Genomic DNA, 19,887 nt, shown 5'->3' with positions numbered 1-19,887 from the left:
GATCGCGTCGAACCGCTTCCCGCCGAGGACGATCAGCCGGCGCTGCGACGCCGGTCCGGGCCTTCCTGGATGACCACGAGCGCCCCGACCAGAACCCGGCTCTCGGCGTAGCACGGGGTCAACCGCCGCCGAACCACAACGATTCTGCCGTCTTTCTCGCGGGCATTGGTGCTCTCGACGATCTCGCCTAAGAAGCAGCGGTCGAGATTGGTCCTGATGGCGGCGTCGAAACGGTCCGCCCCGACGACGTCACGCACGTGGCGACCGACCAGTTCATGCGGCTTGCGTTCCAGCCGCGCGGCTTCGGTAGCGTTGGTGTAGAGATAGCGATAGTCCGTTGTCACCACGCAGACGCGTTCGGGAAGGACATCGAGCAGACCGACGTCAAGGACGCCGTCGCGGATCGGTCCGGTCAGCGCAGGCAGGGTATCGTGGTCAGCCGCACGGGTGCGCACGGTGATGTAGCGTCGGAGAAGGGTCTCGATCAGGGCGGCGTTACTGCGCACGCGCGCAGCGTCGTCGGCCTCCTCATGCAGCAGCCGCAGCAGCACTGCGAATTGCGCCTGCTGCTCCGCCGGATCGAGCGCCTGGTGTTCCACGAGTGCCGTGAGCGAGGCGGCAAATTCGCGCTCTCGCCGGTCGACGAGCGGCAAGTCGTCCGTTGCGACGGCGGCCTGCAGGCGGCGGTAGCGCTCCCAGAACTCGTCGGTCAGGCGTTGTGTAACGCCGGTACCAAGGCCGATATGGCCCACTTTCGATCCCCTGTCCGCCATTTGCCCCGCCAACCGAACGGCCGTCGAAACCCGATTCGACGGCGCTTCGAAAGTGGCGAGGATAGGCCGGATCGGTCATGCGGTGAAGTCGCAAAAAATGGGATGCGGATCAGGGGCCAAGTTCCCGCAGACGCCCGGTTGCTGTTTAGAGAAAAACTCTCGGCCACAGCCAAGCGCCCCGCGCTATTACTAACCCGGGGATCGGCCTCGCGATCTCGTGCTGAGATGCCAATATCGAAGGCCGCCGGAGTATTTTCCAGTCCTGAAAGATGGGTTCCGGCAGGGTGGATGGGGAAGAAACCCATCCGTTTCTGTCCTCGCTATCCATTTCGATCCGTCGGCCGCTCTCGCGCCCTCAACCGGCCCTCCGCACGAACGTGGGCCGCGCCTCACGTCTCTCGAGGGCTGCGCAGGCGGGGCCTCTGACATGGCGTCAGCCGTTCGACTTGCGGGCCTTCTTGCGCGCCGGGCCGGTGCCTCCCGGGCCGCCTGGACCGCCCGGGCGCGGCCCTTTTGCCGGTTTTCCGGCATAGCCCTTGTCGCCGAAGGTTTTTTCCCGTGGTGACCTGTCTTTCCGGGCCTCGGACTTGGTCGGCTTCGGCTTGCGTGACGGGGCGTCCGCGTCACGGTACTCGGGCCGCGCCCCGGTTTCCCCGTCCTTGCGGAACGGTTTGTCGCCGGATCCGAATGCCTCGGCGGTGCGCTTCTCGAATGCCCGCTTTTCGAACGGGCGCTTTTCGAACGGGCGCTCGGGCCTGTCGGTCTTCTGTTCCTGGCCATCGCGCGCCTTGCGGAAGCCGCGCTCCGGCTTGTCGAAATCGCTCGCCCCGCCGCGGTCGTATCCCTTGCGGGGACCGCGCTCCGGCCGGTCGGAGACGGGCTTGCTTCGGGGGATGGCCGTCAGGTCGGGCGCCTGGTCCAGGGGAGTCAGCCGAATGCCCTTCTCGAGCATGCGCTTCGGGCCGATGGTTGCGAGGAAGCTGTCGGCCGCGTCGGCGGCGAGCTCGACGAAGGTCTCTTCCGGCTGCATCTTGATCGCGCCGATCTCGTTCTTGGTGATATTGCCGGCGCGGCACAGCATGGGGATCAGCCACCGCGGTTCGGCACTCTGCTTGCGGCCGACCGAGAGCGAGAACCAGCGGCCGGGACCGAACGCCTCGCGCGGCCGCCGAGGCTCGCGGGGCTCCATCGGCCCGCGATCACGGGCCGGGCGCCTCTGCGACAGGTCGATTTCCTTCAATTCCTCCGGCGCAGACCGCCCGGAGCGGTACAGCCGGGTGAAGGCCGCGGCAATCTGGCGGGGTTCATAGACGGCGAGCAACGTATCGGCGAAGGCGATTTCGTCTTCGGCGATCGCGTCGCTCAGGACCGGATCGGCCAAGAGCCGCTCGTCGTCCCGTGCCAGGATTTCGTCGGCGGAAGGCGGCGTCGCCCACTCAGCCGTTATCTTGGCGGCCGCCAGAAGGCGCTCGGCGCGCCGCATGGCGGGGAGGGGAACGATCAGCGCACTGACGCCTTTGCGGCCGGCGCGCCCGGTGCGTCCGCTCCGGTGCAGCAGCGTTTCCGGATTGGTCGGCAGGTCGGCATGGACGACCAGTTCGAGGTTCGGCAGGTCGATGCCGCGGGCGGCGACGTCGGTGGCGATGCAGACACGGGCCCGGCCGTCGCGCATCGCCTGCAACGCATGACTGCGCTCGTTCTGCGAAAGCTCGCCGGAGAGCGCCACGACCGAGAAACCGCGGTTGTTGAAGCGGGCTGTCAGGTGGTTGACGGCAGCACGCGTCGAGCAGAACACGATCGCCGTCTGCGCCTCATAGTAGCGCAGGACGTTGATGATCGCATTCTCGCGGTCGTGCGGCGCTACCGCCAGCGCCCGATATTCGATGTCGACGTGCTGGCTGCGTTCGGCCGCCGTGGAGACGCGAATCGCGTCGCGCTGATAGCTGCGGGCCAGTTCCTCGATCGCTCGCGGAACGGTTGCGGAGAACATCAGCGTGCGCCGGTCCTCCGGCGCCGAATCGAGGATGAACTCCAGATCCTCGCGAAAGCCCAGGTCGAGCATCTCATCGGCCTCGTCGAGAACGACCGCCCGCAGTCCGGACAGGTCCAGCGAGCCGCGATTGATATGGTCGACCAGGCGCCCGGGCGTGCCGACGACGATCTGCGCACCTCGATCCAGAGCCCGGCGCTCGTTGCGCATGTCCATGCCGCCAACGCAGGAGGCGATCACGGCGCCGGTCTCGCCATAGAGCCATTCCAGCTCGCGCTTCACCTGCAATGCCAATTCGCGCGTTGGCGCGATCGCGAGCGCCAGCGGCGTTCCGGCCGAGCCGAACCGGTCTTCGCCGCCCAGCAGGGTTGGCGCCAGGGCCAAGCCGAATGCAACCGTCTTGCCCGAGCCGGTCTGCGCCGAGACGAGCACGTCCGCGCCCTCGAGCCCAGGATCGCAAACGGCCTTCTGCACGGGCGTCAATGTAGTGTAGCCGCGTTTTGTCAACGCGCTTGCCATCGCCGGAACGAGGCCTTCGTATTCGGTCATCTTCTGTCTTTCGGAATTCGTGAATTATGGCGCCCGTTGGGAGACGAGGGCGTGATCGTGTCGGCCGCACGCGGCGGGCCATCGCTGCGGGCTTCCTAATCTGAAGCGCGTGAAAAGTACAGGTGCAATATCGTCTGACGCGCAGGACGGTTCAGCTTTCCGGACAAGGTTTGCCGATTGTCTTTTTGCGCTGCACAAGATAGAACGCGCCCTGCCGCAGAAAAGCCAGATTGCCAAGGCGGCGGCCGTCCCCGGGAAAGGACGTCCAAGGATTGGAGGAACCCGTCCGGTGCTGACCATTACGTCCATCGCGGCCCTGCGCGCGGCGCTCGCGCCCCATCGAGTGGCTGGAAAGACGATCGGCTTCGTACCGACCATGGGCTATCTGCACGTCGGCCACATGGAACTGGTGCGGCGGGCGCATGCCGAAAACGACATCGTGGTTGCCTCGATCTTCGTCAATCCGCTGCAATTCGGCGCCAACGAGGACCTGTCCCGCTATCCGCGCGACCTGCCGCGCGACGAGGGCATGCTGGAAAAGGGCGGTGTCGACATCCTGTTCGCCCCCGGCGTCGCCGACATGTATCCGCGGCCGATGGAAACCGTGGTCGACGTCCCGACGCTCGGCTCCGAGCTGGAAGGGGCAGCGCGGCCGGGGCATTTCGCCGGCGTCTGCACGGTCGTCACCAAGCTCTTCAACATCGTCGGGCCGGACCGCGCCTATTTCGGCGAGAAGGATTTCCAGCAGATCGCCATTGTTCGGCGGATGGTGGAGGACCTGGCGCAGCCGGTCGAGGTGATCGGAGTGGCGACGGTGCGCGAGCCGGACGGGCTAGCCTGCTCGTCGCGCAACGTCTACCTGTCGCCCGAGCAACGGGCCGCCGCGGTCGTCGTGCCGCGCGCCCTCGATGAAGCCGAGCGCTTGATCGCGGCCGGACAGAAAGACGTTGCCAAACTGGAGACGGCGGTCCGCGCCTTCATTTCCGCCGAACCGCTGGCCGTCCCTGAGGTCGTCGCGCTGCGCGACCCGGTAACGCTGGCGGAGATCGCCGAAATCGGCGAAGCCCCCGTTCTCCTGTTGCTTTTCGTCCGGATCGGGAGCACGAAACTGCTCGACAACCGGATCATCGGCACCAAGGGCGGCCAAGCAGCAGAGGTAGCCTCACCATGAGCGTACATGCAACGAAACGGCGTCTTGCTCCGTCGGATATCAAGGCACTGAAGGGCCAGCGGCCGATCGTCAGCCTCACGGCCTACACGACGCCGGTTGCGAAGCTGATGGACCCGCACGTCGATTTCATTCTCGTCGGCGATTCGCTCGGCATGGTGCTCTACGGCCTCGATTCGACGGTCGGCGTGACGCTCGAGATGATGATCGCGCACGGCCAGGCCGTGATGCGGGGCTCCACCAACGCCTGCGTTGTCGTCGACCTGCCGTTCGGCTCCTACCAGGAATCGAAGGAGCTCGCCTTCCGCAGTGCCGCGCGCGTGCTGAAGGAAACCGGCTGCAGCGCCGTGAAGCTGGAAGGTGGTGCGGAAATGGCCGAGACGGTCGATTTCCTCACCCGTCGCGGCATCCCCGTGCTCGGCCATGTCGGTCTGATGCCGCAACTGATCAACACCACCGGCGGCTACCGGTCGCTCGGCCGCAGCGACAAGGAGGCGGAGAAGATCCGCAGCGACGCCAAGGCCATCGACGATGCCGGCGCCTTCGCGATCGTCATCGAGGGCACCGTCGAGCCGGTCGCCCGTGATATCACCGGTACGGTCCGGGCTCCGACCATCGGTATCGGCGCATCGCCGGCCTGCGACGGCCAGGTCCTGGTCGTGGACGACGTGCTTGGCGTGTTTACCGATTTCAAGCCGCGCTTCGTCAAGCGCTTCGCCAATCTGGCGCCGCTGATGAGCGAAGCCTTCGCCGCCTATGCCGAAGAGGTGAAGGCCCGCAGCTTCCCGGCCGAAGAGCACACGTTCCAGGTGAAGAAATCGTCCTGACGGCGGTCGGGCCCTGCGCGTCGCTTTTCCGCGCGGCGGGGCTACGCTTCCGCGGGACGATCGTTCAGCAAAATCGATGCTTCCATCAGCCTAATTGAATTGCCCTGAAAGCCGGGTGCGCATAGAGCGGTCGATCAACGGCAGGAGAGGCGATTTCCCTTGAGCAAAGCAGACTTCATCCAGGGCGCGCGCCTTGCCGCCCCCTTGTGCGTTTCGGCGGCGCCATTCGGCGCCCTGTTCGGCGCCGTTGCGGTGGCAAACGGCCAGACGATCGCCGAGGCGGCGGTCATGAGCCTCACCCTCTTTGCCGGCGCCAGTCAGTTGGTGGGGATCGAACTGTTCGGTCAGAAGATCGCGCCCTGGGTCATCGTGCTGTCGATCTTCGCGGTGAATTTCCGCCACATCCTCTATTCTGCGGCCATCGTGCCTTATGTGCGTCACTTCACGCCGGTTCAAAAGTTTGTCACGTTCTTCCTGCTAACCGATCCGCAATTCGCCGAGACGCTGAAGCGGGGCGAAGCCGGCGGAGAGGTGAGCTTTTCCTGGTATCTCGGCTTCGGCCTGATGATCTACGTGCCGTGGCAGGTCACGACCGTGCTCGGCGGCATCTTCGGCCAGCTGATCGGTGATCCGAAGCTGATCGGCATCGACGTGCTGCTGCCGATCTACTTCATGGCGCTGGTGCTCGGCTTCCGCAAGAGGGCCAACTTCCTGCCGGTCGTTGCCATGAGCGGGGCGGCCTCGGTGATCGGTTATCACACGATCGGCTCGCCCTGGCACGTCAGCGTCGGAGCCGTTGCGGGCATGCTGCTCGCCGCGGCGCTGCCGGTCAAGCGCCAGGCGAAGCACGGCGGCGGCAAGGAGGCCTGAGATGGGTGCATGGTTCAATACCGAAATGATGCTGATCATCCTTGGCGGAGCGATCGCCACCTTCCTGACGCGGATCGGCGGCTATGTGCTGATCACCCAGATGAAGACGATCCCGCCACGGCTCGAAGCGGCCCTGAACGCCGTGCCGGCCGCCGTCCTGACCACACTGGTGGCGCCCGCCTTCTTCACCGGCGGGCCGGACGTGCAGGTGGCGATGGCGGCGGCGCTGATCGCCAGCCTCAGGCTTTCCATGCTGCCGATGCTGGCCGTCGGTTGGTGCGCGGTGATGGCGATGCGGTACTGGTTCGGCGCTTAAGCGCAGCAGCGAGACGGCGAAGGGAGGCGCGCGCGCCTCCCTTCTGTGTACTCCGGTGGTGCGCGCTCACGCGCCGTGGCTGAACGGCTTCGTGGCGTTGACCAGCCAGCCGCGAACCTCCACGTCGTCGATCAGCGGCATCAGCGCCGCGCGCGTCCGCGCGTGATATTCGTCGAGCCAGTGCAGTTCCTCGCGGGTCAGCAGTTCGGTCAGGATCAGTCGCCTGTCGATCGGGCAGAAGGTGATGGTCTCGAAGCCGAGCATGTCGATGTCGCCGCCGTCGACAGGCGCGGCCGGCAGGACATGGATGAGGTTCTCGATGCGGATGCCGAAGCTGCCGGGGCGGTAGTAGCCGGGCTCATTGGAAAGTATCATGCCCGGCAGCAGCTCCTGCGTCGAAAGCCGCGAGATGCGCTGCGGTCCCTCGTGCACGGAGAGATAGGAGCCGACGCCATGGCCGGTGCCATGGGCGAAGTCGGCGCCGGCCTTCCAGAGCGCGATGCGGGCCAGCGGGTCGAGGTCGCAGCCGCGCGTGCCTTTCGGAAAACGGGCGGTGCTGATGGCGATCATGCCCTTCAGAACCAGCGTGAAGAAGCGCTTCTGCTCCTCCGGCACGTTGCCGATCGCAACGGTGCGGGTGATGTCGGTGGTGCCGTTGATATATTGCGCGCCGGAATCGATCAGGAAAAGCGTCCCGTCCTCGAGCCGGGCGTCCGTGTCGGTCGTCACGCGGTAGTGCATGATCGCCGCATGGGCGCCGGCGCCGGCGATCGTGTCGAAGGAGATGTCCCTCAGCGGGTTCTGCATGCGCTCGCCGACGGCGGCGCGACAGGCCTCGAGCTTCCGCGTTACCTCGATTTCGGTGAGCGTGCCGGGCCTGCACGAATCGAGCCAGGCGAGGAACTCGACCATCGCCGCACCGTCCTGCAGATGAGCCTTGGCGGCGCCGGCAAGCTCGACCTCGTTCTTGCAGGCACGAGGAATCCGGGCCGGGTCGGCTGCTTCGACGACGGTGCCGCCGGCCGCGCGGATCGCCTCTCCCAGGCCGAATGACGCCTGCTCCGGGTCGATCAGGATGCGCTTTCCCGCGCGCGAAAGTGCCTCGATGCGCACGCCGAACTCCGAAGGCGGCGAGAAGTCGGCAAGCTGGGTCAGGTAGGCCTCCTCCTCGATGCCGGTCTTGCGCTTGTCGATGAAGATCTCCGCCTTGCCGTCGGCATGCAGGACAGCGCGGGCGAGGGGATGCGGGGTATGGGGAACGTCGCTGCCGCGGATGTTGAACAGCCAGGCGATCGTCGAGGGATCGGTGACGGCCAGCACGTCGGCGCCGGCCTCGCCGATCTTCGCGGCGATCTCGGCGATCTTGTCCTTTGCCAGCCTGCCTGCGCACTCCATCGGCTGGATGCGCACGCGTCCGAGCGGTTCGGTCGGCCGGTCGGTCCAAAGCCGGTCGAGCGGATTGTGGGAAAGCTGTACGAGTTTGCCGGCGATCTCCGCCAGGGCCTTCTCCAGCCTGCGCACCTCCGCGCTCGTGTGCAGCCAGGGATCGATGCCGAGGCGGAATCCCTTGCCCGCGTGCTTCGGGATCCACTTGTGCGGCGGTTCGTTGACGAGGTCGCCCCCCTTGAAGACACTGCCGTCGACCTGTTCGGCGAGCTGCGTCACGTAGCGGCCGTCGACGAACACGATCGCCTCGCCACGCGTAACCAGTGCAACGCCGGCGGAGCCGGTGAAACCCGTCAGCCACGCCAGCCGTTCGGCGCTCTCAGGTACGTATTCGCCCTGGAACTCGTCGGCCCGTGGCACGAGGAAACCGTCGATGCCAAGCGTGTCGAAGGTTGCGCGCAACGCATCGGCACGTTCGCGGCCGAATTGCGGGGTCGAGGTGACGTCGAAGCTCTGGAACATGGGCGGCTACCTGAAGGAAATGGACATGCCGCACCCTAGTGCATGGCGCGCTCGAAGGGAATTGGGCGCAGGCAAGGCTGCCGTGCTTCCGCCGCCTGCCAGGGCAGGCATTCCCTCTTTATTGGGCGGCGCCGATGCTGTTCATGCGCCGCGCGCATGGCTCCCATGTTCAAATAATGCTGTCCATTTTCCTCGCTTCGGCTATAACCCGCGGCAACGAAGCGAACGCGATATGCGTTCGAAACGAAGAAATCGAAAGTTCGCCGAAAGGCGATTGTTCTAGGTGTTCCGACAGGCGCTTGTCCGGTCACTCCTCCTCCCTCCTCCGGGCGGGCGTTTGGAACACTTGGGGTCCGCTTGAGCTCTCCTCCTCCTAAAGGCTCGCGGACAGACCGGTTCTACCGGTCCTTTAGGCGGTGCCTCTGGCACCGCCTTTCTCTTTTTCAGCCTCCCGGCCGTCTCCCTGCACGGTCGGGAGGCTTTTTCTTTTCAGCGCCTGTCGAGATGAATCGTCACCCAGCCATTACGCCAGATCGTGCGGACATGGCGCAGGCCGACGGCGTTGTAGGCCGACAGCACCTTCCAGCGCTGAGTGGCGAGAATTCCCGAAAGCACCACCTGTCCGCCCGGCGCCAGGTGGGCGACGAGTTGCGGCGCCATGCGCATCAGCGGACGGGCGAGGATGTTGGCGATCACCAGGTCGAAGGGGCCATGGCGGCGGAACGCGGTGTGGTGGAAGCCGGGCGCCGTTTCGAGAGTGATCCCTTCGGCGATGCCGTTCTTGCGCACGTTCTCGCGCGCCACTTTCGTCGCGACCGGGTCGATGTCGGTGGCGAGCACCGGGATCGGCGCCAGCTTGCGGGCGGCGATCGCGAGCACGCCGCTGCCGGTTCCAAGGTCGAGTGCGGAGCGAATCGTCCTGGAGCGCATGACGCTCTCGATCACCTCGAGGCAGCCGGCCGTGGTGCCGTGGTGACCAGTGCCGAAGGCCTGGCCCGCGTCGATCTCGATCGCGATCTCGCCCGGGCGCGCCGTGCCGCGATCATGGGAGCCGTGCACGACGAAACGGCCGGCGCGCACCGGCTGCAGCCCCTCGAGCGACTTGGCGATCCAGTCGACGTCGGGAATGTCCTCGCGCTGGATGACGGCATCGGGGAAATCGTCCTTGACGAGCGCTGCGAAGCGTTCGTGCATTTCTGCTTCCTCGTCGGCCATCAGGTAGAGCGAAGCCTCCCAGATGTCGGCCTTTTCGTCGATCTCCATGGTGGCGATGGCGTAGCCTTCATCCTCGAAAGCGTCGCTCATCAGCGCCAGGATCGCTTCGGCATTCTTCTCGGTCGTGGTGATGAAGAGGCGGATTTCGCTCACGGTCGGCAGTTCCTGCTTTCGGGCCGGAAGGGTGCGGGGCCCCGGCGCATTTCGGTGCGGGATGCGCTAGCATGTCGGCGATGCCGAGCAAAGCCGTTCAGTGCGTTCTTGCGATCCAGGGCGGGTGCGGCGTGTCCAGTCCGGCGATGCCGTGCACCAGCGAGCGCTCCGCAAAGGGCACATGCGCCATCAGCGGCAGGAGCCGGTTGCGCATCGCCAGCGCGGCGGGGCGCTCCATTGTGGCGAGCGCGGTCAGCATCTTCGTCTGGCGGAGCACGCCGCGCACGGCCGGCAGCCGCAGTTGCGAGTACTCCGCCTCGCGTCCTTCCGAAATGAGCCATGCCAGCCAGCAGGCGTCCTCGATGCCGAGGTTCATGCCGCGCGCGCCGACGGGGGAATGGATGTGGGCGGCATCGCCGGCGAGAAACACCCGGCCCTTCGACATCGCCTCGACGTGCCTGAAGCTCACCGTAAATTGGGACTTCCAGGTCTGCTCGACCGGCGGGTGCGGATGGGCGATGCGGTCCTCGAAATCCGGCAGGGTCGAGATGTAGCGAAGCACGTTTTGGCGGACAGGGATGCAGCCGAGCACGCCGGGGTTGGTGAAGTCGACCCGTGCATGGCTGACGTCAACCGGCGCGCCATAAGCGTAGTCCGCCAGGAAGAACTCGTTTTCCAGCGCCTCGCCGGGGAAGGCGAAGTCCAGGGAATTGCGCACGATCGAGTGCGCGCCGTCGGCGCCGACCAGGATGGTGGGCTTGATGGTTTCGCCGCTGTCATCGTTGCCGATTAGCGTCACTTCGGGCGTTTCGGGATCGCCGTCGACAGACTTGACCTTGGCGTGCCAGCGCGGCTCCACCTCGAAGGCGCGCAGCCGTTCGAGCAACAGGCGCTCGGTGGTGCCTTGCGGCAGGATGCACAGCGCCGGCGTCTGCCCGTGCAGAATGCTGGTGTGAATTGTCAGAAGCGGCTCGCCGAGCGACGAGAGCTGCAGGCCCTCGATCGGCAGCGCCTGCTCCCTTATCCGGTCGGCGACGCCGGACGGGCCGAGCAGCATCAGCGTGCGCGCGTTGACGCCCAGAGCCCGGCTCTCGCTCTCGGCCACCGGGCCGTCGCTGCTGGCGACGATCCGCGGCTTGATTCCGCGCCGGGCGAGTTCAAGCGCAAGCGTCAGGCCTGTTGGTCCCGCGCCGGCGATGAGGATCGAGGTGTCGGCGCGTGAAACCATGACCGGAGGGTCCTATCCCTTGATGAGGTTCTCCAGCTTTTGTACGGCAACTTCCGGGTTCTCGCCATAGGCGATGGTGCCCCGGAAGCCGCCGTTGCGGTCCAGCAGAAACACCGACGCGGTGTGATCCATCGTGTACTCGCCGTCCGGGACCTTCTCGTCGACCGGCACCTTGCGGGCGTAGACGCGGAAGCCCTTGACCATCTCCATCACCTTGGTGGGAGGGCCGGAAATCCCGGTGACGCGCTTGGAGACATTGGACACATAGTTGCCGAGGATTTCAGGGGTGTCCCGTTCCGGGTCGACCGTGATGAAGTAGGCCTGCATCTTCGTGCCGTCCGGATCGACCTTCGCGAGCCACCCGTCCATTTCGAACAAGGTCGTCGGGCAAACTTCCGGGCAATGGGTGAATCCGAAGAACAGCGCCGTCGGCTTGCCTGTGAAGGCCTCCTGCGTGATCGGCTTTCCGTCCTGGGCGACAAGGGTGAAGGGTACGCCGAATGGGCCTTCGGCAAGCTTTTCGCCACTCTTCGTCATTTCCAAACTCAGCCACCCCAGCAGGCCGGCGAGGATGGCGATGGCGATCCAGAGTACGATTCGTATGGTTTTCATGGGCCTATCCGGACTCCGAGACTGCCGCCACTGACATGGGCGATTTCAGCGAAGTCATAGTGCGTCGAACGCCCGTGCGCAAATGCGCCTAACGCCGCAACCCCGTAGGCGCCGCTGGCTAGCCGGCACTGCCCGTCACATGCACCAGGAGAGGCCGGTCTCCGCCATCGACAGCAGGATCGAGGAACCGTGGTCGAGCCAACCGGCAAACGCGAGGCCGGATAGTACGGTAAGCAGGACGCCGCCGGCGACGAGCGCAAGTATGGAACGTAAGGGACGACGGTTCGCAATCATGACGGCATACTAGCGCAGGTTCTTCGAAATCGGAATGGCGGCCCGCTCGCCTTCTCGTCGATTGCGTCATCAAGCGTTCCGGTGCGGATGGTCTTTGGGGAGGACGGTGCGGCGCGAACTCTTGGCGGCAACGATCGGGAAGCCGGCGATTCTGCCGATCCCCTTAGCCATTGCTTAATCTCTGTTTGCAATGCTTTGGAGGCGTATGGGCCTGCCGCGGTCCTCCCGGGCATGAGGTCCGTCGGCCATCCAGGCCGCAAAGCGCAACTTGCGACACTGCCGCCGAAATCTGGGAAATCCGATCATGTCCAACGCCATCAAGCAATCCGGTGCCTATCTCGAAATCGTTTCGTTCCACCTCGGCGAGCAGGAATTCTGCATCGACATCATGGCCATCCGCGAGATCCGCGGCTGGGCGCCGGTGACGCCGATGCCGCACACGCCGTCCTATGTGCTCGGCCTGATCAACCTGCGCGGCGCGGTGATCCCGGTGATCGACATGGCCTGCCGCCTCGGCATGAAGATGACCGAGCCCTCCGAGCGCTCGGCGATCATCGTCACCGACATCGCCGGCAAGCTGGTCGGCCTGCTCGTCGAGCAGGTCTCCGACATGATGACCATCAAGAGCGAGGACCTGCAACCGGCGCCGGAGATCATCCCCGAGGCCCAGCGGGCCTTCTGCCGCGGCATCGTCGCGCTCGAGAAGTCGATGGTCTGCTTCCTCAACCTCGATACCGTCATCGCCGACGAACTGGCGCAGGCCGCCTGAGCCAGCGTCAGCGGATATTTGTCGCCCGGCCACGACGCATCGGCGGGCAGGGATGCGGCGCAGCCTGTTTGAGCGCCGCGTCAGACCTGATTTTCCAGAACTATTCGCCGAAAGCGGTTCGCGCTTTCCGGGCGCATGCGTTAGGGTGATCCATCCTGCCCGGCCGGGCAGGGCCCTTCCCGAGAGTCCGGAGTGCCGACCATGAAATGCCTGCTGCTCATCGATCTACAGAACGGCTTCTGCCCGGGCGGCAATCTTGGCGTCGCCGGCGGAGACGAGGTGATCCCGGTCGCAAACCGGCTGATGGCGGAGGGCGGTTACGAACTGATCGTCGCCTCGCAGGACTGGCATCCCGCCGATCACGGCAGTTTCGCTTCCAATCACCCCGGCATGAAACCATTCGAGATGGGCGAACTGGGCGGCAAGCCGCAGATGCTCTGGCCGGATCACTGCGTTGAGTACACCGACGATGCGGCGCTCCACCCCGGCCTCGACCAGTCAAAGATCGCGTATGTCCAGCGCAAGGGCACGAACCGGCTGGTCGACAGCTACTCGGCGTTCCGCGACAATGATCGGACGGCCCATACCGGCCTCGCCGATTTCCTCAACAGACATGGCGTGACGCAACTCGATATCGGCGGGCTTGCGACGGATTACTGCGTCCAGGCATCGGCGATCGATGCGGTCGAGATGCTGCCCGGTGTCCGCGTCCGCTACGTGGAGGACCTCAGCCGCGGCATCGATCCGGCGACCATCGCTGCCGCCGAGAAAGCGATGGCGGCGGCAGGCGTGAAGACCGTCACCTCCGACGAGATCCTGCGGGAAGCGCGGGGCGTCTGAGAGCAGGGCGCCGGAACAATCGGGCCGAGTGGTCATTTCCCTTTGCATTGCGACACCACGCTGAAGGGAGAAAATCATGAGGCCATTCGCCACCCTTACGCCCATCCTCCTTGCCGGCGCGCTCTCCAGCGCGGCATTCGCTGGAACTACGATCGACGGCATCAAGGTTCCGGTGCCGACGCCGCGCCCGGACGTAATGGAGTTTGCCCAGGCCACAGGTGGCAGCAAGGCCCACAGCGGCGAGCTGGCCAAGCCGGGGGCTGGTGACACGCAGCCAGACACGGTGACCACCGGCTCGATTGCGCCGGACGTATTCGGTATCGAGGACTACAAGGCAATCGACCTCACGAAGATCGCGGTGATGCGCGTCGACGAGCTTTCCGACGAAAGCGCGCGCGAACAGTATCGTCGCATGGTGGACGGAAAGTCGGCGGAGGTGCGCAAGCTGCAGCAGGCCATCCGGACCAACCCCGACCTGGTCGCAGCGCTCGAGGACAAGCAGGTCGCCGTGGATCACATCATCTCGGTGCGGCCGGCCGGCGACGGAAGCGTGACCTTCATCGTGATGTGAGGGCGAGCTTGCGGGATCCAACATGTGGCGGCACGCTGGGCAATCCGGCTCCGGGCCGCCATACGTCGTTACTGCGGTTTTCCGTTGGACCAGCTGACGGTCTCACCGAACAGTGGTACGGTCGAGATCGACATCTTCGCCGATCCGTTGGTCAGTTCCCGTGAGTGCGCCAGATAGATCAGCGTGTCGTTCTTGCGGTCGTAGATGCGGGTCACGACCAGCTTTTTCCAGATCAGCGACAGCCCGGACTTGAACACCTCCTCGCCGCTCCGCGACAGGTTGATGTCGCCGATCGTGATCGGGCCAGTCTGCCGGCAGGCGATCGCGTTGTTGGAGGGATCCTCGAACCAGTTTCCCTTCTGCAAGCGGTCCAGGACACTTCGATCGAAATAGGTCACGTGGCAGGTGATGCCGGAGACTTTCGGATCGCTGACGGCGTCGATCATGATGTCGTTGCCCATCCAGTCGACGCCGACCTTGCCGACGGTGTCGGCGTGGGCGGTCGCGGCGAATAGGGACAGGAAGGTTGCAAGGGCGAGGCGAAGGCGCAGGGCGGTCATCGGTCGGTCTCCATCAGGCGATCACTTTCAGGTAGGTGGCGGGAGGCGCTTTGCAAAGGACCGTCAGGCGCTTCTTGCGGCGGCGATCGTGGCGCGGACGGCGTCGGGGTCGGTCACGGTGAGCTGGTACTCGCGGTCCTTGCCGGTGCCACCCATGCCGACGTTCGGATTGCGGAACATCATGCCGCTCGGGATCGTCTTCAGCGCCGCGAAATGCAGCTCCCGCAACCTAGCGCCGTCACGCACCGCCTTGATGGTGTCGGCGTCCAGCGCGCCGCAGCCCATGATGACGATGCGGTCGCCGGCCTGCGCGTTGATCTGTTTCAGGATGTCGAGCCCTTCAAGGGCAGTGTCGCGCTGGCCGGAAGTCAGGACACGGTCGACGCCGCAACGGATCAGCGCCTCCAGCGCCTCGCCGGCGTCCGCCGTCATGTCGAAGGCGCGGTGGCAGGTTACCGACATCGGCCGCGCCGCCTCGACCAGCGCCTGCATGCGCGCCTCGTCGATCCGGCCGTCCGGCGTCAGGCAGCCGATGACGACGCCGGCGACACCTTCCGACCGGAGGGCGGCGACGTCGGCCAGCATCGTCTCGAACTCCGCCTGCGAATAGAGGAAGTCACCACCGCGCGGGCGGACGATCACGTGCACCGGGATGCGGGCGGCCCGGACGGCGGCGCGGATCGTCGCCAGGCTCGGCGTCAGCCCGCCCTCCATGAGGCTGGCGCACAGTTCGACCCGATCGGCGCCGGCCCCCTGTGCGGCCAGAAATCCATCGATGCCTTCGACGCAGACTTCGATGAGCGGTGCAGTCATGAGATCTCTCCTGTGGTGAGTTTGCTGCACGTTATGGCCGACCGGAGGTGTGGACAATGGGGTTGGGAAGACGAACGCCGCCGGTTGAATGCGGCATCGTCAGAACCGGCCATTTCGCCGGAAGCGCAGCTGCGCTATCGATCAGCCAGCATGCAGGGGGAGAATGCATTCCATGGACGACATCACCAGCCTTTCCGCCACCGAACTCTCGGCTGCGATCCACGCCGGCAGCACCACCTGCCGCGCGGTGATGGTGGCTTATCTGGCGCGGATCGAGGCGCTCAATCCAAAGATCAATGCGATCGTCAGCCTGCGCGACGCCGGCGAGCTGGTCGCCGAGGCCGAGGCGGCCGACCGTGCGCTCACCGCCGGCGGATCGCGCGGCTGGCTGCATGGCATTCCGTTTGCCGTCAAGGATCTGTCCGAGGCGGAGGGCATCCGCTGCACCTACGGCTCGCAGATCTACCAGGATCATGTGCCGGACTTCGACGACATCCATGTCGAACGCATCCGCGCCGCCGGCGCCATCATCATCGGCAAGACCAACGCGCCGGAGATGGGGCTCGGCTCGCACACCTACAACGCCGTGTTCGGCGCGACGTGCAATCCGTATGATTTGACCAGGAGCGCCGGCGGTTCGTCCGGCGGGGCGGCGGCGGCGCTGGCGGCGCGGCTCCTGCCGGTTGCGGACGGCAGCGACATGATGGGCTCGCTGCGCAATCCGGCAGCCTTCAACAACGTGGTCGGATTCCGGCCGAGCTTTGGACGGGTACCGTCGCTCGGCACCGAATTCTACCTCGGCCAGCACGCCGTCAACGGACCGATGGGGCGTAGTGTCGCCGACGTTGCGGCGCTGCTCGGTACACAGGCGGGCCATGATGCGCGCGATCCGCTGTCACTGCCGACGGAAGATGTGCTGCCAGGGAAAGTCGCCGATTTCTCCGGGGCCCGGATCGGATGGCTCGGCGATTTCGGCGGCCACCTGCCGTTCGAGCCCGGAGTGCTGGACCTCTGCCGCGAGGCGGTCAGCGTGCTTGCGACGCTCGGGGCCGAAGTGGCCGACGTGCGGGCGGGCTTCGACATGGATCGCTTGTGGCAGGGATGGCGCATCTACCGCCACTTTCTCGTAGCCGGCGCGCAAGGAGCGGATTATGCCGATCCGCCAAAGCGGGCGAAGATGAAGCCCGAGATGATCTGGGAGATCGAAAACGGGTTGGGTCTTGCCGCAACGGACGTCCTTGCGGCCTCGGCCATCCGAAGCGATTGGTACCGCTACGTGCTCGAGCTGTTTCGCGCTTACGATTTTCTCGTGCTTCCCGCCGCGCAGGTCTTTCCCTTCGACGTGACGCTCGATTGGCCGAAGGAGATCGCCGGCCGGGCGATGGACACCTATCATCGCTGGATGGAGGTGGTGATCGGCCCGACCATGGCGGGACTGCCGGTTGCCGCCATGCCTGCCGGCTTCGGCGCGGCCGGCCTTCCCGCCGGTATCCAGATCATCGGGAAGCCGCGGGCAGACCGGGCGGTCCTGCAGCTGGCGGCTGCCTACGAGGCGCAGGTCGACTGGCTGGAGCAGCGCCCGGTGATCGGCTGATCTGAGACCGCTCGGCCTGTTTGTGATTTGTTCTTTCCCGGAGCGGGACGTATGCTGTCCTGCACCGACCGGCGCGCCGGCCGCAGCTTCGGGAGGGTCCCATGGGTCGCAAATACATCGACTGCCGCGAATTTCCGAGCGACATGAAGTGCACCATCGCCATATCCGCCGACAGCGAGGACGAACTGGTCGAGGCCGCCGTCCAGCACGCGGTTGCGGTGCACGGCGAGCATGACACGCCCGCCCTGCGCACGGAGATCCGCAAGGCCGTTCACGACGGCATGCCGCCTATGAAGGTGGCCTGACGACCAAACCGCGCCGGGTTCGCCTGCGTGCGCATCGGCTCGTTGATCTGTGCATGCCGTGTCCCGAATGCGGTTTCCTCTCTCGGGACAGATGCGCATTACGTTAGCGCGTGCCGAACGCCTTGGCACGCTTTGCCGTCACTCCCCCTCTGCCATTGTTGGCCCGGCTCGACGCCGCTGTGAGAACTGGTGCTACCTGCATTTCTATCCGGGTCAGGTGGATGGCCTCGCCGCGTGCCCAAGTTTCCTTGGCAGGCCAGCAGCCTTCATGCGCGCCCCGCACCGCGACCGGTGCAAATTTTTCCGCTGGCCGAAGCGAAGGACCAAGTCCTTGAAAACGCCCGCCGAGTTGCTGCCGGATCGCCTCGCCTGCTGGTCTCGGCGGAGGGGGCGCAGGTCCGCGTAAAGAATTTGCTTACCATAGTATGACAGCATTTTGGTCATTGTTTCGACCTGTGTGCATGGCACGGGGCGCCGGAAATCCGGCGTGTTGACGCCATGATGCCCGGTCCCGGCGGCCAGTCTTCGCGTAGTGCCGGATCGAGTAACCAGTATCTTGGGTAACGAGTATCATGGCGTCAGTCGCAGTTGCGTTGCGTGAAATCCGTCCTCGCCGCAGGGGCATTCCTTCCTTCCCGAAATCGCCTGTCTTGCTTGGAATGACCGCCGTGCTGCTTTCGCTGGCAGCCGGCGCGTGGGTTGCGGGCGCGCTTGCGAGCGTTCAGGCGATGGCGCCGCCGATGCCGGTGCCAAAGCAGGCTCGGCTGCAGGCCTCGCTCGATCTGCCGGCAGTCGTTCGGGCGGCACCGATGGGGCGCAACATCCGCGTACGAAAATTCGCGCGGCTGTCGAAGACCCCGGACGACCAGCTATGGCCTGCCGGCCTCACGGTCGAGGCGATCAAGGCTTCTCACGACAAGCGCGCGGCGTTGGCAGAAGCGAAGCTGAAGCGCGAACTGGCAGGCAAAGCCTATGTGCTGGCAGGGGCGCTGCAATCGCAAGCCGACCTCGCCGCGGCGCCGCCTGCCGAATTGACGGCTGACGCGCCGGCGCAGCCGCTGCTCGTTTCCGCGCTTGTCGATCCCGGCACCGCTCGGGCCGAAACATCCGGCAAGCCGTTCGATCTCGTCATGCAGAACGAGGCGGCAGCGGCAACCGAAGCGCTTCCGGACACCATTCCGCTTCCCGAGATGCGGCCGAAGATGCTGGCGCGGGGCGGGGAGGGCCAGCCCGACCACCGCGACGCCAAGCCGGCGGTGCGCGAGCTCGCCTATGCGAGTCCCTCGCAGGTCGGTACCGACGACGACGTGAGGCAGCAGATCCGGCCAAGCCTGTTCGGCAAAAGCCGGGCCCGCGGCCGCACCGCCTATTACGACATTGCCGCCGGCGTGGTGCACCTGCCCAGCGGGGAGCGGCTGGAGGCGCATTCGGGCATCGGGAAGATGCGCGACAACCCGAAATACGTGCACATGAAGATGCGGGGATCCACGCCACCTGGAACGTTCAGGCTTTCGATGCGCGAGAAGCCTTTCCACGGAGTGCAGGCGTTACGCATGACGCCGGTCGACGGGGTCCACCCCCACGGCCGGACCGGGCTTCTGACACACTCCTACCTGCTCGGCGCCGACGGCAATTCGCATGGTTGCGTCGCATTCAAGAACTACCCGCGGTTCCTCGCCGCGTTCAGGCGCGGCGAAATCGACACGCTCGTCGTCGTGCCGAGCATGACGACCGGCACGTCCCGGTTCGCCTCGTTATTTCGCAGGGAGGGTTAGGACCACCCGGAGCGGACGCACGGACAACCGGTCGATCGCCGAGACGACCGACCGGCCGGTGTGCGGTCAGCAACGCGCACGTTCCACGCCATTCCGGCGCGGACGATGTCGGTACCCCATGGTCCAACGTCGCACACGAAGACTTCGAGCGTCATGCGCTCGCATGCATCCCACCTCCGAAGATCGGAGCCGAACTCCGGTGGGGAGCGTTAGGCCATGAACAGCCGACGTAGCGTGGCGAAGAAGCCGGGTGGCTTGGGTGCCAGGACCGCCCGGATCTGTGCCGCTGCCGTTGCCGCGCTGACAGCCGAACCATAATGGCAGTAGCAGATGACCTCGTGGAGCTCGTCGTCCGAAAGCTCGAAGAAGCGCCGTGCTTCGCCATAGGTGTCGTCGGCCAGGCCGGCTGCACGCAGGACCGGATCCGCATAGGCAACGGAGATCGGAGAGCCGTCGCCGCGCATGTTGGCGCGAACGCTCGGCGTCTGATGTTCCGTCTGGCGCAAGGTCGACAGGTGCCAATGCGGATTGCGCTCCAGCAGTTCCGCCCAGCGCTCCAGACGCTCCTTGCGTGTCATTGTCTGAGCCGGAAAGGTCTCGACTTCCGCAACAAGCCGGAGTTGTTCCACTGTTTGATGCTTCATCTTGGACTCCCATTCAGAGGATGGATGTTCCCCCAATGCTCATGCAGCCCACTCTGTGAAGGTTGACTCCACTGCGCGCGGAAGTCCAATCACGATCGAAGCTCGGCCAAAAA

General features: G+C 65.5%; 20 protein-coding genes. 10 read left to right on the top strand and 10 right to left on the bottom strand.

Annotated features, from left to right (window positions below):
• Positions 1 to 32 precede the first annotated feature (32 nt).
• Both C7449_RS18180 and C7449_RS18175 read right to left on the bottom strand, forming a co-directional pair.
• Positions 33 to 773 (bottom strand): PAS domain-containing protein, encoded by a 741-nt coding sequence (locus tag C7449_RS18180; RefSeq protein WP_108004322.1) that lies wholly within the window; start codon positions 771 to 773, stop codon positions 33 to 35.
• A gap of 433 nt (positions 774 to 1,206) precedes the next feature.
• The gene (locus C7449_RS18175) at positions 1,207 to 3,312 is read right to left on the bottom strand and encodes a DEAD/DEAH box helicase (protein ID WP_108004321.1); all 2,106 of its coding nucleotides are present in this window, start codon (positions 3,310 to 3,312) and stop codon (positions 1,207 to 1,209) included.
• A 289-nt stretch (positions 3,313 to 3,601) separates the two neighbouring features.
• Between C7449_RS18175 and panC the strand changes: the two genes are divergently transcribed.
• The 4 genes from panC to C7449_RS18155 all read left to right on the top strand — a co-directional run bounded on the left by panC (position 3,602) and on the right by C7449_RS18155 (position 6,493).
• Positions 3,602 to 4,483 (top strand): pantoate--beta-alanine ligase, encoded by an 882-nt coding sequence (gene panC / locus C7449_RS18170; RefSeq protein WP_108004320.1) that lies wholly within the window; start codon positions 3,602 to 3,604, stop codon positions 4,481 to 4,483.
• Positions 4,480 to 5,307, top strand: a complete 828-nt coding sequence (gene panB / locus C7449_RS18165) for a 3-methyl-2-oxobutanoate hydroxymethyltransferase (protein ID WP_108004319.1) — start codon at positions 4,480 to 4,482, stop codon at positions 5,305 to 5,307. Before panC ends, panB begins: the two co-directional genes overlap by 4 nt.
• Positions 5,308 to 5,466: 159 nt before the next feature.
• On the top strand, positions 5,467 to 6,177 hold the full coding sequence (locus C7449_RS18160; RefSeq protein WP_108004318.1) for an AzlC family ABC transporter permease: 711 nt from the start codon (positions 5,467 to 5,469) through the stop codon (positions 6,175 to 6,177).
• Position 6,178: 1 nt separating this feature from the next.
• Positions 6,179 to 6,493 (top strand): AzlD family protein, encoded by a 315-nt coding sequence (locus C7449_RS18155; RefSeq protein WP_108004317.1) that lies wholly within the window; start codon positions 6,179 to 6,181, stop codon positions 6,491 to 6,493.
• Positions 6,494 to 6,559: 66 nt separating this feature from the next.
• On the opposite strand, the gene C7449_RS18150 is transcribed toward C7449_RS18155, so the two are convergent.
• The 5 genes from C7449_RS18150 to C7449_RS21845 form a co-directional block, all read right to left on the bottom strand.
• Positions 6,560 to 8,401 (bottom strand): aminopeptidase P family protein, encoded by a 1,842-nt coding sequence (locus C7449_RS18150; RefSeq protein WP_108004316.1) that lies wholly within the window; start codon positions 8,399 to 8,401, stop codon positions 6,560 to 6,562.
• Between the two features lie 489 nt (positions 8,402 to 8,890).
• The gene (locus C7449_RS18145) at positions 8,891 to 9,769 is read right to left on the bottom strand and encodes a 50S ribosomal protein L11 methyltransferase (RefSeq protein WP_108004315.1); all 879 of its coding nucleotides are present in this window, start codon (positions 9,767 to 9,769) and stop codon (positions 8,891 to 8,893) included.
• 97 nt (positions 9,770 to 9,866) lie between these two features.
• On the bottom strand, positions 9,867 to 10,997 hold the full coding sequence (locus tag C7449_RS18140; protein ID WP_108004314.1) for an FAD-dependent oxidoreductase: 1,131 nt from the start codon (positions 10,995 to 10,997) through the stop codon (positions 9,867 to 9,869).
• A gap of 12 nt (positions 10,998 to 11,009) precedes the next feature.
• Positions 11,010 to 11,609, bottom strand: a complete 600-nt coding sequence (locus tag C7449_RS18135) for an SCO family protein (RefSeq protein ID WP_108004313.1) — start codon at positions 11,607 to 11,609, stop codon at positions 11,010 to 11,012.
• A gap of 135 nt (positions 11,610 to 11,744) precedes the next feature.
• On the bottom strand, positions 11,745 to 11,903 hold the full coding sequence (locus C7449_RS21845) for a hypothetical protein (RefSeq protein WP_170115937.1): 159 nt from the start codon (positions 11,901 to 11,903) through the stop codon (positions 11,745 to 11,747).
• 304 nt (positions 11,904 to 12,207) lie between these two features.
• Between C7449_RS21845 and C7449_RS18130 the strand changes: the two genes are divergently transcribed.
• The 3 genes from C7449_RS18130 to C7449_RS18120 all read left to right on the top strand — a co-directional run bounded on the left by C7449_RS18130 (position 12,208) and on the right by C7449_RS18120 (position 14,083).
• A complete protein-coding gene (locus tag C7449_RS18130) occupies positions 12,208 to 12,672 on the top strand; it encodes a chemotaxis protein CheW (RefSeq protein ID WP_108004312.1) in 465 nt (154 codons plus the stop codon).
• A 201-nt stretch (positions 12,673 to 12,873) separates the two neighbouring features.
• Positions 12,874 to 13,512, top strand: a complete 639-nt coding sequence (gene pncA / locus C7449_RS18125; RefSeq protein WP_108004311.1) for a bifunctional nicotinamidase/pyrazinamidase — start codon at positions 12,874 to 12,876, stop codon at positions 13,510 to 13,512.
• A 76-nt stretch (positions 13,513 to 13,588) separates the two neighbouring features.
• Positions 13,589 to 14,083: a hypothetical protein gene (locus C7449_RS18120; RefSeq protein WP_108004310.1), complete on the top strand. Its 495-nt coding sequence runs from the start codon at positions 13,589 to 13,591 to the stop codon at positions 14,081 to 14,083.
• 68 nt (positions 14,084 to 14,151) lie between these two features.
• Here the strand turns inward: C7449_RS18120 and C7449_RS18115 are convergent, their stop codons facing one another.
• The gene (locus C7449_RS18115; RefSeq protein ID WP_108004309.1) at positions 14,152 to 14,643 is read right to left on the bottom strand and encodes a CreA family protein; all 492 of its coding nucleotides are present in this window, start codon (positions 14,641 to 14,643) and stop codon (positions 14,152 to 14,154) included.
• Between the two features lie 63 nt (positions 14,644 to 14,706).
• Complete coding sequence (locus C7449_RS18110; RefSeq protein WP_108004308.1) at positions 14,707 to 15,456, bottom strand: copper homeostasis protein CutC; 750 nt, start codon at positions 15,454 to 15,456, stop codon at positions 14,707 to 14,709.
• Between the two features lie 172 nt (positions 15,457 to 15,628).
• Between C7449_RS18110 and C7449_RS18105 the strand changes: the two genes are divergently transcribed.
• The 3 genes from C7449_RS18105 to C7449_RS18090 all read left to right on the top strand — a co-directional run bounded on the left by C7449_RS18105 (position 15,629) and on the right by C7449_RS18090 (position 19,130).
• A complete protein-coding gene (locus C7449_RS18105; protein ID WP_210204754.1) occupies positions 15,629 to 17,050 on the top strand; it encodes an amidase in 1,422 nt (473 codons plus the stop codon).
• Between the two features lie 101 nt (positions 17,051 to 17,151).
• Positions 17,152 to 17,355, top strand: a complete 204-nt coding sequence (locus C7449_RS18100; protein WP_108004306.1) for a DUF1059 domain-containing protein — start codon at positions 17,152 to 17,154, stop codon at positions 17,353 to 17,355.
• Positions 17,356 to 18,023: 668 nt separating this feature from the next.
• Complete coding sequence (locus tag C7449_RS18090) at positions 18,024 to 19,130, top strand: DUF2778 domain-containing protein (protein WP_245414440.1); 1,107 nt, start codon at positions 18,024 to 18,026, stop codon at positions 19,128 to 19,130.
• 209 nt (positions 19,131 to 19,339) lie between these two features.
• Here the strand turns inward: C7449_RS18090 and C7449_RS18085 are convergent, their stop codons facing one another.
• Positions 19,340 to 19,774 (bottom strand): hypothetical protein, encoded by a 435-nt coding sequence (locus tag C7449_RS18085; protein ID WP_108004303.1) that lies wholly within the window; start codon positions 19,772 to 19,774, stop codon positions 19,340 to 19,342.
• Positions 19,775 to 19,887 lie beyond the last annotated feature (113 nt).

This window comes from Mycoplana dimorpha (genome assembly GCF_003046475.1).
Lineage (GTDB): Bacteria > Pseudomonadota > Alphaproteobacteria > Rhizobiales > Rhizobiaceae > Mycoplana > Mycoplana dimorpha.
Note: the sequence above shows the minus strand (reverse complement) of the source record. Positions and strands in the feature narration are given on the sequence as shown.